Below are 15,824 nucleotides of genomic sequence, written 5' to 3'. Positions count from 1 at the left end.
TTTTTTAAAATTCTAAATTAATTCCAAGTGAATAAATTCTGGGTGTAGGATATCGACCATTATCAACTCCAGACAATAAAACATTTTGATTGAACGAACCGATTTCTGGATCGTACCCGGAATACTTTGTCACCGTTAATAAATTTTGTGCACTTCCATAAACACGTAAGTTTTTGATTTTAACGCGTGAAAGTATCGACTGTGGTAAAGTATAACCAAAAGTTAGATTTTGAAGACGAACATAAGAACCATCCTCTACATAACGGTCAGAGATTTCTAAGTTATAATTACTTGTACTTCCAATAGGTCTTGGCACATCCGTATTCGTATTGGTTGGTGTCCAATAATTCAATGCATCAGTCAATTGATTCATGTATAACATGGCATTACTTGTACCATTACGATAGGTTAAATTCATAATATCATTTCCTACAGAACCTTGTAAGAAGATGGATAAGTCAAAGTTTTTGTATTTAAAATTATTGGTAAATCCAAAAGTGAAGTCTGGATGTGGATTACCAATAATTGTTTTGTCTTTAGGATCGATAACACCATCACCATTTACATCCACATAACGCACATCACCAAGATAGGTCTGACCTGGAGCTGTACCAACCGACTGTCCAAATTGAATCGGTGCTGCATTTAGCTCTGTTAAATCGTTAAAAATTCCAGCAGTTTTGTAACCGTAAAACATTCCAATAGGCTGACCTACTAGTGTATTAGTTACTACTACAGGTTGGTATCCATTGGTATTCACCTGTTGTGTTAATGGCAAACCATCAACCAATGAAAGTACTTCATTTTTATAATGTGAATATACAAATGACGAATTCCATGTAAATTGATTAATTGACTTTGTATTATAGCTCAAGGTCACATCAATTCCTTTGTTCTGAACTTCTCCGATATTAGAATATGGAGCATCAATCCCTCCATATTGTGAAGTCCCTCCGGTTAAGTAATCCGGCCATGGAATTTGGTATAAAAATCCGCTAGATTTTTTAACATAGTAGTCCAAATTAACCGAAAAACGGGAATCTAACATGGTGAAATCCAATCCCAAATCAGTTTGTTGCATCGATTCCCATGTTAAATCAGGATTGGGGAAATTGGATGGTAAAAATCCATTTCCTAAACCTGAATTTTGTTGTCCTAAAATCGCACTGTATCGGTTATTCGGAATTTGTTGATTCCCTGTCTCACCATAACCTACACGAAACTTAATATTGTCTATGTATTTTTTGAAATCTTTCATAAATGCCTCGTTGGAAATCTTCCAAGATAAAGCTATTGCAGGAAAGTACCCTTTTTGATTATTCGCTGCTGGGTCAAATTTCGAAGAAACGTCCTGACGAATCGAAGCAGATAAGCCGTAGCGATTATCAAAATCATAAATCACACGACCAAACAATGAAGCTAATGATTGACTTCCTTTATAACTAGTAACAGTTCGGTTATCGACATCGGAAAGGTTCAATCCATAGATATCATTGGTTTGGAAACCACTTGCTGTAGCAATAATACCCTCCCAGTGTGAATCCAATGCTTCTTGACCTGCTAATAAGGTTACTCTATGTTTTTTAACACTAAAATCATAGGTTAATAAATTTTTCAAGTTGGTCGAATACCAATTTTGTCTACGTTCTACTAAATCTGCTGTTAAGTTAAACTGTGAACCGCGATCAAAAGCTGGTGAAAAATCCGTATTCTCTGAAAATTCCGTATTCGCAGCCAATTCTACTCTGTATTTCAAACCTTTGATAATGCTAGCTTCCGCATAAATATTTCCTAAGAAATTTTTACGAATCAACTTATTATCCTTTGTTAAGGCTTCCGCTACCGGGTTAAAATAATTCACATTTTGACCTGAAGGTGGCGAGGCAAAGCTACCGTCTAGATTGCGTACAGGCATATCCGGTGCTTGCAATAAAGTATTTGTAATTAAACCTCCATAACTTTGATTAATGGTAATTTTTTCATTGGAAATCCCACCGTTAATGTTGGTCCCTACTTTTAACCAATCTTTTACTTTAGTATCTAAATTGATACGCGTTGTATATCTTTTATATTCTGTTCCAATAATGTTCCCTTGTTGATCCAAAAATCCTAACGACATGTAGTAGTTCGTGTTGTCTTTTGAACCCGCAAACGACAATTGGTGGTTTTTGATAATGGCAGTTTGATAAATCTCATCTTGCCAATTGGTACCCGAACCTAATAATTCTGGATGCGCAAACTCAGGACGAGGTGTTACACCAAATATTGCCGCTAATGCGTTTTGATGCGTTGCATATTGTTGAAGATTCAATACATCTAATTTTCTATAAATGCTCGATACTGAGGTCGAACCTTCATACTGTATCTTTCCTCCTCCTTTGCTACCTGATTTTGTAGTAATGATAATTACACCATTTGCCCCACGAGAACCGTAAATTGCAGTTGCAGAAGCATCTTTCAAAACATCAATTGTTAGAATATCGGAAGGATTGATCATACTTAACGGACTCGTAGCATTGTTACCACTGTTTCCGCTCGATGAAAAATCATTTCCAGATATAGGTCGTCCACTGGTTGATTTTCCAGTAGCATCACCACTTACAGGCACACCATCGATGATATACAATGGTTCGTTGGTTCCATTAATAGAAGTTACACCTCGAACACGAACAGAAGCTGCCGCACCGGGTTGTCCTGAACCATTGGTAACAGAAACCCCCGCAACTTTACCTTGTAACATCTGGTCAACAGAAACCTGACGTAAATTTTCTATATCCTTACTTTTGATAGAAGATACTGAACCATTTAAATCCTTTTTTAACTGTGTTCCATATCCAATAACAACAACCTCGTCCAATTTATTGGCTTGATCAGATAGGGTTACATTTACAACTGATTTGTTAGTAATTGTAACTTCTTGCGATGTAAATCCAATAAATGAAAAAACTAATGTTGATTTTGGTGGAACAGTAATTTCGTATTTTCCATTAGTGTCGGTAACAACACCATTTTGTGTGCCTTTAATAGTCACATTAACTCCTGGCAAAGTCGTACCTTTTGGGTCAGACACCACACCAGAAATTTTGGTCTGTGCTATGGCTGTACAGCTTAACATGAGCATCAGAAAAGCGATCAACTGCTTTTTCCTCATACGTGATAAGCAAATAAACAAATCCCTCATAATTTTGTTTGATAAGTTAGGTTAGTAATAATTTAAAAATTAAAGAATAAAATTTCGGTATGTGTAATTTTGCGAAATATTTTTTGACAATACCAAAATTATAAGAGATGTTAAGTTCCTGTTAATATTATTTTATCATTTGTTTCTATTATTTCCTCTATCGTTTTCGTAACTATTTTAAAAAAAAATGACAATATACTACAATATAAATATAACAAATCACAACACCCGTTTGATTCCATAGAAATTATCGCGATATTGACTGGGTGTTACTTTCTTCAAACTTTTAAAAATTCGGTTGAAGTTGGCGATATTATTAAACCCAGCTCGAAAAGCAATTTCTGAAATACTGGCTTCTTTTTCAATCAACCAACGTGCTGCATACCCTACCCTTATATCATTGAGGTAATTCACAAAAGTTTTACCCGTACGTTTTTTGATAAATCGATTAAAAGAAACCGGACTCATATAAGCTGCTTTTGACACATCATCTAGAGAAATTTTTTCTGAAAAGTTTTTTTGAACAAATTCGTATACTAAACGCATTTTATCATCTTCTTCAAACTTATCATGATCGACTGTATAAGTTGATAACAACCTTTGATTGCGAGAGTTAGCCATATCATGGAGTATCGATACAATTTCTAAAAAATAATCCATCCCATCCAATCGCGAAAGTTGAGTGATGCGATTTCTTAACTCTAATGCGGTTTTCTTTGAAAATAAAATCCCGTGATTGGAACGATTAAACATCTCCTTTATTGAGGCCATAATACGCCGTGACAAGAATGATTCCTCAAATAAATCGTTGTGAAATTGAATGGTAATTTCATGGATTTGTTTGTTTTTACACACACCCATTTCCCAACCATGATACAAATTGGGCCCTACTAAAACCAATTCAATTTCTTCAATTTCCTCCATATGATCACCAATTACTCGTCGAACCCCCTTACCATTTTGTATGAAATTAATCTCGTATTCGGGGTGAAAATGGATAGGAAAATCAAACTTATCTTTTACACGATCGAACACCAAAAAGCTATCCTCAGGTGATAAGGGTGTGATTTCACGTTGTATTTTTTGCGCTTTTTTCATAGTATTGATTAATAATTGTTGCAATTATATGATATAAAAATGATAAAATAATACAAGTGATATTAATTTATCCATTCTATTTTTGGATTATGTGTAATTTTCAAGATTATTCTTTGTAGATTTTGAAATAATTTCGGCTTTAAATACCGAACAATTTAAAAAACATGGAGTAGCTTTAAGATGCTATATCCTCATCAAAACTATGACAATCAAATCAGTAACAGCTTGCAGTCTGATGCTTATTAGCTTATTCAGTTGTAAAGCACAAACTCCAGTAAAGAACCAACTTGTCGATTCAGAGGCCACTTTGGAAACGCAAAATTTGTACAAAAACCTTTTTCAACTTCGATCCAAAGGATTTCTATTTGGACATCAAGATGCTTTGGCCTATGGTGTCAATTGGAAATACGAAGAAGGACGAAGTGATGTTAAAGATGTTACTGGCGACTATCCCGCCCTCTATGGTTGGGATTTAGGCGGTACGGAAGACAAAGCAGTCAATGACATTGATGGTGTACCTTTTGACAAAATGAAAAAATGGATGCGGGAAATTTATGACCGAGGTGGTGTAAATACACTAAGTTGGCACATGAAAAATCCGTATACGGGCAAAAGTGCTTGGGATACTACCCCCCATTCATTTACATCAATTTTACCTGGCGGTTCTCACCACAAGTTATATTGTGAATGGTTGGATAATGCCGTTACTTTTTTCAAATCATTAAAGGGAAGTGACGGAAAAGCGATACCTATATTGTATCGTCCTTTTCATGAACTTACTGGAAATTGGTTTTGGTGGTGTCAAAATAATTGTACCCCCGAAGAATACATTACGCTTTGGCGCTTTACAGTCGATTATTTCAAAAAGAATAACATTCATAATCTAATCTATGTATACAATACTTCGATGGTAAAAACACGTGAAGCCTATTTACGTTACTATCCCGGTGATGACTATGTTGATGTTTTGAGTTTTGACAACTACCTCTATAATAATCCAGTTAAGGATAATAGCTATGTAGAAGACAATCTTAATTTGATTCAGATTATGAACGCCATTGGCAATGAACAGCACAAATTAATTGCTTTGGCTGAAACCGGTTATGAAACCATACCCTACAATAGATATTGGACAAAAACCGTAGTGAATAGCTTGGGCAATAATCCCGTATCGTTTGTTTTGGTATGGCGTAACCACGGATGGCAGGAACAAGAAAAGAAAATGCATTATTATGCTCCTTTCAAAGGCCATCCGAACGAAAAAGATTTTGTGGATTTTTACAACTTACCGCAAACCCTTTTTCAAAATGAAATTACCCAATTAAAATTGTACAACCCATAAATTACCGCTATGAAATTAGCTACTTTAGACTTAACAATTATTGGTTTGTACTTCGTACTAATGATTGTCATTGGATTAATCATGAAAAACCGCGCTAAGAAAAGTAAAGACAATTACTTGATGGCCGGGAAAAAATTACCTTGGTACATGCTCGGACTTAGTGATGCCAGCGATATGTTTGATATATCGGGTACCATGCTTTTGGTGAGTATGGCTTTTTTGTACGGATTCAAAAGTGTGTGGATTCCATGGATGTGGCCTGTTTTTAATCAGGTTTTCTTGATGGTTTTTCTCAGCAAATGGCTCCGACGAAGCAATGCAACAACAGGTGCAGAATGGCTGGGAACCCGCTTTGGCTACCATGACAAAGGGGTCGTTAAGAGTCATACTATTGTTGTTGTTTTTGCCTTAATGTTGTGCATCGGTTATATGGCCTATGCCTTTGTTGGGGTTGGAGAATTTCTAGAAATCTTTATCCCCTACGAAACTATTAAAGATGTAATTCCCTTTCTAGACCAACACCTGGAACATTTAAATCCGTCCAGTGCAGCTTATCAAACGGGTCTAATAGCTGCAAAAAATACGACTGCACAGTTCTATGGGGTTAGTATTTGTATTGTGGCGACTTTCTACAGTATTGTTGGAGGAATGCACGGTATTGTTTTGGCCGATTTCATCAAATACATGATTATGATTGTATGCTCCTTATTTGTGGGTGCCATTGCCATGCAAGAACTTGCCAAATCGGGAATCTTGATCTCTGACCGTATGCCTTTAGGTTGGGATAATCCGTTATTCGGTAAAGAATTAGGTCTGGACTGGAATTCCATCCTTCCTTCTGCTGGAAAAAAACTGGAAAGTGACGGGTATAAACTCTTTTCTGCCGTAGTGAGTATGATGTTTTTCTCGGGGGTATTAAAAAGTTTAGCAGGCCCTGCTCCTAACTATGACTGTCAGAAAATTTTAAGTACGAAATCACCTGAAGAGGCTAGTAAGATGAGCGGATTTATCTCCATAATTTTGTTACCTATCCGTTATTTTATGGTGATGGGACTATGTGTATTGGGTATTTTATTCTTCAAAGAATTGACCCTCTCCCACCATCAAGAAGGAATAAACTTTGAAAGTATTATGCCTGCAGTAATTAATACGTATTTGCCCACCGGACTCGTTGGATTAGTATTGGCTGGTTTCTTAGGTGCTTTTATGAGTAATTTTTCGGGTACATTAAATGCAGGTCAAGCTTATTTGGTGAACGACATTTATCTAAAATCAATCAATCCCAATGCTGACCGTAAAAAAATCATTAATGTTAGTTACCTATCTGGAACATTAATGGTGGTATTGGGTGTTGGTCTCGGATTATTGATTAAAGATGTCAACATGATTTTTAATATCATTACGGCCGGACTCTATGGTGGATTCGTGTGCGCCAATGTCTTGAAATGGTATTGGTGGCGATTCAATGCCAATGGTTATTTCTGGGGGATGTTGGCAGGAATTGTAGCCAGCGCCATTCCTCCTACCCTTTCAGTTACAGGAATCACTACTTATTTTGATGGCACAAGAATGCTTTATTTCTTCCCCGTATTTATTGTAATTCAATTGATTGCTTGTATTTTAGGTTCATACGCTGCACCACCAACCAACAAAGAAACCCTAATCAAATTTTACAAAGATGTCCGCCCATGGGGTTTTTGGAAACCTATTCATGATGAAATTGCAGCAACTGATCCGGATTTTGAATCCAACAAAAACTTTTCCATCAACATGTTGAATGTGGGATTGGGTATAGCAGGTCAAATATTATTGACATTGCTTCCCATGTACTTCATTTTATCCCATTGGAAATCTTTATTCATCGTTTTGGCTCTATTGCTAATTATAGTGGTAGTAATGCGTAAAACATGGTGGAAAAGACTCACTGATTATTAAATTAAACTAACATTACAATGCTTACCGATAAATTAAACACTATCGCTAATTACGATAACTTACTCAAAGCATACACGGATTTGATCCAATTAAAAAATGAACCTACAGTTAATGGCAACGGGATTTACGTTCGTTACAAAAATCCGGTCGTGACCAATAAACATGTGCCGCTTCATTGGCGATTTGATCTTAATCCAGCAACCAATCCACTCGGTTTGGAACGTATTGGATACAATGCCGCATTTAATGCTGGTGCCCTACTTTGGAATGGAAAATATGTGCTTTGTTTACGTGTTGAAGGTAACGACCGTAAATCGTTCTTTGCCATGGCAGAAAGTCCGAACGGTATTGACCAATTTGAATTTTGGGACAAACCCTGCGTGATTCCTCAAATTCTTGGAAATCCCGACACGAATGTATATGACATGCGCCTTGTAGCCCATGAAGACGGTTGGATATACGGTATTTTTTGTACCGAACGTAAGGATCCTAACGCACCAGCAGGAGACACTAGTGCTGCCGTGGCCAATGCCGGTATTGTTCGAACCAAAGATTTAATCCATTTTGAACGTTTACCCGACTTGATTTCGAATACGGGACAACAGCGAAATGTGGTACTTCACCCCGAGTTTATCAATGGAAAATACGCTATTTATACACGTCCGCAAGATGGCTTCATAGACGTGGGAAGTGGAGGCGGAATTGGTTTGGGATATATTGACGATATGCTAAATCCTGTGGTACAAGATGAAAAAATCATTTACGGTAAAAACTACCATACTGTATACGAATTGAAAAACGGATTGGGGCCAGCGCCGATCAAAACCTCTAAAGGATGGTTACATTTGGCACACGGTGTTCGAAATACCGCGGCTGGATTACGCTATACATTGTACATGTTCATGACTGATTTGAATGACATTTCTAAAGTGATTCACAAACCCGCTGGACATTTTATGGCTCCCGAAAATGAGGAGCGCGTTGGAGATGTTTCCAATGTCTTATTTTCAAACGGATGGATTACGGATGAAGAAGGTACTGTTTACATCTATTACGCTTCATCGGATACCCGTATGCATGTAGCCGTTTCCAGTATTGAGCGCCTTGTTGATTATGTTTGCCACTCGCCAGAAGATCAATTGTATTCCTATGGATCGGTACAAACCATTTTAGAATTAATTACAAAAAATGAAAATCGATAGTACAACACACATCGATACCCAAAAGTTTAAGGCCGAAATTCACACAGAAATGGAGGCCTTACTTTACTTTTGGAGTCAGGAAACACCCGACGAATTTCAAGGGGGATTTATAGGTGAAATCGACCATTTTAATGGTAAAAATTATTTTGCTGACAAAGGTGCTGTTCTCAATGCCCGACTTTTATGGACATTCGCAGCGGCCTATCCCATCAATCAAAATGAAGTACATAAAAATCTTGCCGAAAGGGCTTTTATCTACCTAAAAAATAATTTTATAAATCCAACTCATGGTGGTTTGTATTGGAGTTTAACCTATGAAGGAAAACCCAAAGAAACCAAAAATCAAATCTATGCGCTTGCTTTTGCTATCTATGGTTTAAGTGAATATTTTAAAATTAGTGCCAATAATCAGGCGTTAGCAATAGCACTAAGCCTTTACAACAAAATTGAAACTTACAGTTTCGATACAATTCATGGCGGTTACTTTGAAGCCTTTTCTGATGATTGGGAACTCTTGGAAGATTTACGCTTAAGCGAAAAAGATGCCAATGAGAAAAAAACCATGAATACTCATTTGCATATTGTTGAAGCCTATGCCAACTTGTATGAAGTTTGGCCAGACAAAGAGCTAAAACAACGCATAAAGGATTTATTGTCGATAATTGACACCCATTTCATTGATAAAAATTCAGGGCATTTACGACTGTTTTTCGACGAAAATTGGAACGAATCCAAAAGTGTGATTTCCTATGGACACGATATTGAAGCCGCTTGGTTATTGTTGCGTTGCGCAGAAATAATAGAAGATGATTACTGGGTTGATATCTATCAAAGTAATGCGCTTCTATTAACTACTGCTGCACTTCGCGGACTCGATACCGATGGCGCTTTATGGTACGAATGGGAAATAACCACCCAAGAAATGATCAAAGAAAAACATTGGTGGCCACAAGCGGAATGGTTAATTGGTATGATCAATGCTTTTGAATTAACCCAAGATGAAAAATATTTACAACTGGCCTATCAAAACTTTGAATTTATCCAAAACAAACTTGTAGATACCAAGCATGGAGAATGGATTTGGGGAATTTATAGTGATGGATCACCCATCAAAAAAGATAAAGTTGGCTTCTGGAAATGCCCGTACCACAATGTACGCGCATGTATCGAACTCATAAAAAGATTATAACTATGAAAAATAAATTGCTTTTAGGCTTTCTTTGTCTTAGCATCAGCGGAATGGCACAAAAAAACCTTGTCCAAAATGGTAGTTTTGAATCAGATTTTCAGGCTTGGAACGGAAATGTTGGCGCTTTAAATCCCTATGATGCTAAAAATGGTAAACAGAGCTGCAGTATTACGCAATTTGTTGGACAGGAATGGAAGGGTATTGATCAAACCATCAACCTTCCTAAAAATTGTGTGGCTATTGAATGTAGTGGATGGATAAAAAGTGACGGAATCGAACCTGGAGCTAATTCTTGGAATACCGGTAAAATGGATTTGGAAATCTTTAATGGAACGGCAAGCAATACGTTTGAATCCGTGGCTTCTGTTTTGCATACTACGCCTTGGACTTTGTATAAAAAAGTCATTGCACTTCCAGAAAAATGTACAAAAGTTCGACTCATGCTCGCATTAGGACAAGTAAATGGTACTATCTTATTTGATGACATCAAAATCCTTCCGCTTTCTCAAGAAGCCTATAATGCTATTGTAGCGCAAGAAAACGCAAAACGGTTACCCGAAGTGATTACTGATGAAGATGCAACCAAAATCATTGAATTTAAAAATGGTGACTTCGAATCGGGTGAACAACCTTGGCGTGGTGACTTTATACAAGAAACCAACCAACCTAAATCCGGAAAATATGCATGTCGCTTAACATCAAATACTCCTGTTTGGACTGGGATAGACCAAAATGCTGAAGTTCCAGCCAATGCCACCCAAATCACGATTTCAGCTTGGTTAAAATCCGATTCCATTGTTCAAGGTAAAAACACTTGGAATAACGGATTACTCAATGTAGAATTTACCGCTAACGGAACGACCAAAACGGGAGATGATCAAAGCGTGGTTTTTGTTACTGGTACAACCGATTGGACCTATTACACCAAAACATTTCCTTTGCCAAATGGGACCAAAAACTACCGTATCATGTTGGCACTCGGATTTGCAACGGGAACATTATTTGCGGATGATATCACTATTAGTTTTCAATAAAACAGCATGAAAAATCGATTTTCAATAGTTGCTATTCTACTCGCTAGTATAATTTTTTCTTGTTCAAAAGATCAAGGCACAACCATTACAACAACACCTTCACCCCAACCCAGTGTGATTACCCCACAAAATGTTCGGGATTACATGGTGGATCATAATGCGACTCCTGCTACTACAGCTTTGTTCTATCAATTGGTCAATCAATCGTCTGCAAAAAATTTGGTAGGTCAACACGAAGCGTTCAATAGTTTTTATGCCAATCAAACCGGACTTTCAGATTTAAAAAAAACAACGGGTAAAGATCCAGCTGTACTAGGTTTGGATTTTATGTTTATCACGGATAAAAACAATACGGGGCAAGCCGACAATTGGTATTATCAACAAGAATTGAAAAGTATTGCTGACGCCAAAGAAGCCTTCCAAAAAGGAATGCTGGTAACCTATTCTTGGCATTTGCGGGAACCTTATCTGGAAGAACAGTTTTATACCAATACGATGACCGACCAACAAAAAGCAACGGCTTTTAAAAGTCTTCTTCCCAACGGAATACACCACAACTGGTTCAAAGCCAAACTCGACAAACTGGCTAGTGTTTTTCAAACATTAGAAGTGAATGGAACACCTATTCCTGTTGTTTTTCGACCGTTTCATGAAATGGATGGCAGTTGGTTTTGGTGGGGACAGAACTATGCCACAGCCGAAGAATACAAAACCGTATTTCGATTTATTGTTACCTACTTAAGGGATGTAAAAAATATTCATAATGTACTGTATGCATTTGCTCCCGATGCCAGTTATACCCAAGCCAACGATTACTTAACCCGTTATCCAGGGGATGACTATGTAGATCTATTAGGCATGGATAACTATGCGGATTTTGCGGTACAGCAAGGGCAACAAGGCGCAGTTCGTGCCAATGAGAAATTGATTATGTTATCGAATTTAGCACAACAAAAAAATAAAATTGCAGCCCTCACGGAAACAGGATATCAAGTGAGTGCTACAAGCAGTCCGATTTCAAATTGGTTTTCAACCTATTTGTACTATGCGTTGAATGAATCTTCACCAAAGATTGCTTATGTCATGTTTTGGAACAATACCCAAAACGCCTATTATATCCCTACACCAGCATCGGGAAATACGGCTGACTTCTTACAGTTTACTACCAAAGCGCGTTGCATTTTACAACCGCAATTACCCCAATTGTATACCTTACCGAATTAATTATGTTGAGAAAAATTATAGGAATCGTTTGCTTAAGTTCGCTTCACTGGGGCTGGGCACAATCAAATTTTGTTACAATTGAAAACCAGCAGTTCGTGCGTAACCAAAAACCGTATCATTACATTGGTTCCAATTATTGGTATGGCGGACTTTTGGGTACCACTCCCGAAAATCAACAGCGTTTACGTCAAGAGTTGGATGAACTGAAGCGCATGGGTGTGACCAACTTACGCGTTATGGTAGGTGCAGAGGGTGGCGATCAAGATTATACCGTTACTCCTGCTTTGCAACCGCAAAAAGGGAAATACAACACCCAACTTTGGAGCAGTTTGGATTATTTATTGGCGGAGATGGAAAAACGCAATATGACCGCTATACTCTTCTTAACCAATAACTGGGAATGGTCGGGCGGACTAGCCAAATACTTGGAATGGAATGGTTATGGAGCCGTTCCAAATCCGAATATTCCTCCCCATACTTGGCCTGAGTTCATGTCATTTACCCAACAATTCCATCAGTGCCAACCATGCCAAGACGATTTGTTACAGCATGTACGTATCGTTATGCAACGTACCAATTCAATCACCAACCGAAAATACACGGAAGACCCTACCATTATGGCTTGGGAAGTGGCTAATGAACCTCGAGTTTTTTCACCTCAAAACGAAACTGCATTTACAACATGGTTACAAAAACTTCTGGAGGAAATGAATCGTTTGGCCCCAAATCAACTGATAACCACAGGTTCTGAAGGAATGGCGGGCAGTAATGATGACTTAGCCACCTTCGAGCGTACCCACAACAATCCGCTGATTGATTATTTAACGATACATATTTGGCCCAAAAACTGGGGATGGTACCAATTGAATGATGAAGCAAATTCCACTCAAGTAGCCATATCCAAAACATTGCAATACATAGACCAACATTTAGAAGTAGCCCAACGTTTACAAAAACCACTGGTGTTAGAAGAATTTGGTTTCCCAAGAAATGGCGAAGGTTTAGACACTGCTGCATCTACACAGTATCGGGACCAATATTACGAAGCCGTTTTTAAACGTTTGCAAGAGGCTGTTAAAAATAACGAACCTTTTGTCGCCTTAAATTTTTGGGGATATGGAGGATTAGCCAAGCAACATCCCGAACGGGGTAAATGGAATGCGGGCGATGACTTTACCACCGATCCACCACAAGAACCACAGGGTTTGAATTCTGTTTTTTCCAATGAAAAAAAGACACTACGACTGATTAAAAAATTTGCACTCCAATTTCAATAATCAAAAAGAGCGCTCTGTAAATTACATGAGCGCTCCTTTTTTTAAACAACAAAATGTATTATCGTAATTCAAATTGAACGGCTTTGACCTCTTGTGAATTAGTTCCAATAAACACATTGAAAAATCCGGGTTCTACATGGTATGTACCTTCATTATCATAAAACCCTAAAGAAGAATCGTTAAGTGTAAAGGTAACTGTTTTGGATGCCCCAGACTGTAATTCAATACGTTCAAATCCTTTGAGTTCTTTCACAGGACGAGATAAACTAGCAGCAATATCTTGCAGGTACAATTGTACAATTTCTACACCCGCTCGCGAACCTGTATTGGTGACGGTTACCTCCACTTCAATGGACTCCCCTTTAGAGTAAACATTCTTTTTCATCAAAGGCTTGGAATACGTAAATTGGGTATAACTCAATCCGAATCCAAACGGCCATTGTGGGGATTTATCCACATCACTGTAATGCGACCAAAATACGTTATTATCCGTATTGGCAGGACGACCGGTATTATGGTAGTTGTAATAAATCGGACATTGTCCAACATTTCTAGGAAAAGTCATCGGGAGCTTACCACTCGGATTATACTCTCCGTACAACACCGAAGCAATGGCATCACCCGAGGTCGTACCCAAATGCCAAGCCTCTACAATAGCAGGAATATGTTCGGCAGCCCAAGGTAAGGCCAATGGACGACCGTTTTGTAGCACCAAAACAATATTGGGATTAACCGCATAAACCGCTTCTAACAAGGCTTGTTGCACACCCGGTAAATCCAATTGGGTCCGACTTCTTCCCTCACCCGTTTGGAAACCGTGCTCTCCCAATACCATGACAACTATATCAGAATTTTGGGCTACTTGAATAGCTTCTACAAAGCCTGAAGTATCGGTAGTATTGAAAACCAATTCATCAATGAAGGTAGTTTTCCCAACCGTTAAATCGGCACCTTTGGCATATACCAAGGTATTTCCTTTATATCGCTGCATACCCGTTACAACCGACACAGCCGTATGATCGTCAGCGGCAATACGCCAACTTCCCAGCGGACTGTTGTCATCGGCGGCTAATGCCCCTATTAAAGCAATCTTTTTACCCGATTGAGGCAAAGGCAACAATTGATTTTCATTTTTTAATAGTACGATGGACTTCTTGGCCATGTCTAAAGCAATTGCTTTTTGTGCTGCGCTTCCCACCGTTTGCTTTTCCCTTTTAGGATCACAATACCGGTAAGGGTCATCAAACAAGCCCAATTCAAATTTCACACGAAGAATACGGCGTACTGCATCATCAATAAGGGATTCTTTGACTTTTCCATTGTTGACCAAACCTACTAATTCTTTCACATATAAATGGGACTCCATGTCCATATCAGCCCCAGCTGTGACTGCTTTTTGTGAAGCTTCTGCACCGTCTTGTGCAAAACCATGGTTCATCATTTCACGAATGGATGCCCAATCGGTAACGACAAATCCGTCAAATCCCCATTTGCCCTTTAAAAGAGAACGTTGTAAAAATGTACTCCCTGTTGCGGGAACACCATTTAAAATATTAAATGCATTCATAAATGTACGAACCCCTGCTTTTTGTGCGGCTTCAAAGGGAGGCAATACTGTATTGAATAAAGTAGCATTCCCCATATCAACCGTATTGTATTCTTTACCCGCTTCTACAAACCCATATCCTGCAAAATGCTTGGCACAGGCAGCTAATGTATTGGCTTTTGCTAAATCAGCTTTCGTTTCGCCTTGAAATCCTTTGACACGAGCTGTAGCGACACAGCTTCCTAGAAATGGGTCTTCCCCAGCTCCCTCCATGACGCGTCCCCAGCGGGCATCACGTGCAATATCGACATTGGGACCAAATGTCCAATTGATTCCTGAAGCAGAAGCTTCATCGGCAGCCATTTGCGCCGATCGTTTGATAGCTTCCATGTCCCAACTCGCTGCTTCTGCCAATGGAATGGGGCTAATGGTTTTATAGCCGTGTATCACATCAAATCCGATGATTAAAGGAATGCCCAAACGGGTTTCTTCTACAGCAATCTTTTGAACGGCGCGAACTTCCTTGGTTCCGCGTACCGTAAGCATGGATCCTACCCACCCTTTTTTGAGGTGTTCGTATTTGCGTTGGGCATCACCCGATTGTGGTGCGGGACCGGTAACTTCCCAAAACCCATTGTATTGGTTCATTTGCCCTACTTTTTCTTCGAGGGTCATTTGTTGTAAAAGGGCTTCGACTTTTTGGTCGATTGTAGCATTCGTATTCATTGATTTTTTATGTTGACCTTGTACTAAGCTTATACTGCACAGCACAAAAATTCCGATTGTATTTTTCATA

The 15,824-nt window shown here is 38.5% G+C and carries 10 protein-coding genes; 7 read left to right on the top strand and 3 right to left on the bottom strand.

The window, feature by feature from the left end; translation table 11 throughout:
• Positions 1 to 4: 4 nt before the first annotated feature.
• Together OLM45_RS09140 and OLM45_RS09135 are read right to left on the bottom strand one after the other, a co-directional pair.
• Positions 5 to 3,151 carry a SusC/RagA family TonB-linked outer membrane protein gene (locus OLM45_RS09140; RefSeq protein ID WP_264509672.1) on the bottom strand — a complete coding sequence of 1,049 codons (3,147 nt, stop codon included), beginning with the start codon at positions 3,149 to 3,151 and terminating at the stop codon, positions 5 to 7.
• Positions 3,152 to 3,400: 249 nt separating this feature from the next.
• On the bottom strand, positions 3,401 to 4,279 hold the full coding sequence (locus OLM45_RS09135) for an AraC family transcriptional regulator (RefSeq protein ID WP_264509671.1): 879 nt from the start codon (positions 4,277 to 4,279) through the stop codon (positions 3,401 to 3,403).
• A gap of 202 nt (positions 4,280 to 4,481) precedes the next feature.
• Here OLM45_RS09135 and OLM45_RS09130 point away from each other — a divergent pair, with 202 nt between their 5' ends.
• The 7 genes from OLM45_RS09130 (at position 4,482) to OLM45_RS09100 (ending at position 13,482) form a co-directional block, all read left to right on the top strand.
• Positions 4,482 to 5,621, top strand: a complete 1,140-nt coding sequence (locus OLM45_RS09130; protein WP_264509670.1) for a glycoside hydrolase family 26 protein — start codon at positions 4,482 to 4,484, stop codon at positions 5,619 to 5,621.
• Positions 5,622 to 5,630: 9 nt separating this feature from the next.
• Positions 5,631 to 7,556 carry a sodium:solute symporter family protein gene (locus OLM45_RS09125; protein WP_264509669.1) on the top strand — a complete coding sequence of 642 codons (1,926 nt, stop codon included), beginning with the start codon at positions 5,631 to 5,633 and terminating at the stop codon, positions 7,554 to 7,556.
• 17 nt (positions 7,557 to 7,573) lie between these two features.
• Positions 7,574 to 8,758 (top strand): glycosidase, encoded by a 1,185-nt coding sequence (locus OLM45_RS09120; protein ID WP_264509668.1) that lies wholly within the window; start codon positions 7,574 to 7,576, stop codon positions 8,756 to 8,758.
• Positions 8,745 to 9,947, top strand: a complete 1,203-nt coding sequence (locus OLM45_RS09115; RefSeq protein WP_264509667.1) for an AGE family epimerase/isomerase — start codon at positions 8,745 to 8,747, stop codon at positions 9,945 to 9,947. Before OLM45_RS09120 ends, OLM45_RS09115 begins: the two co-directional genes overlap by 14 nt.
• 2 nt (positions 9,948 to 9,949) lie before the next feature.
• Complete coding sequence (locus OLM45_RS09110; protein ID WP_264509666.1) at positions 9,950 to 10,981, top strand: hypothetical protein; 1,032 nt, start codon at positions 9,950 to 9,952, stop codon at positions 10,979 to 10,981.
• A gap of 6 nt (positions 10,982 to 10,987) precedes the next feature.
• Positions 10,988 to 12,205, top strand: coding sequence for a glycoside hydrolase family 26 protein (locus OLM45_RS09105; protein ID WP_264509665.1), 1,218 nt, complete (start codon positions 10,988 to 10,990; stop codon positions 12,203 to 12,205).
• A gap of 95 nt (positions 12,206 to 12,300) precedes the next feature.
• Entirely contained in the window at positions 12,301 to 13,482 is a 1,182-nt protein-coding gene (locus OLM45_RS09100) for a glycoside hydrolase 5 family protein (RefSeq protein WP_264509664.1), read from the top strand.
• 58 nt (positions 13,483 to 13,540) lie between these two features.
• Here OLM45_RS09100 and bglX read toward each other — a convergent pair whose 3' ends face one another.
• A complete protein-coding gene (bglX, locus tag OLM45_RS09095; protein ID WP_264509663.1) occupies positions 13,541 to 15,823 on the bottom strand; it encodes a beta-glucosidase BglX in 2,283 nt (760 codons plus the stop codon).
• Between the last annotated feature and the right edge of the window lies 1 nt (position 15,824).

The organism is Flavobacterium sp. N1719, from assembly GCF_025947045.1.
GTDB lineage: Bacteria > Bacteroidota > Bacteroidia > Flavobacteriales > Flavobacteriaceae > Flavobacterium > Flavobacterium stagni.
Note: the sequence above shows the minus strand (reverse complement) of the source record. Positions and strands in the feature narration are given on the sequence as shown.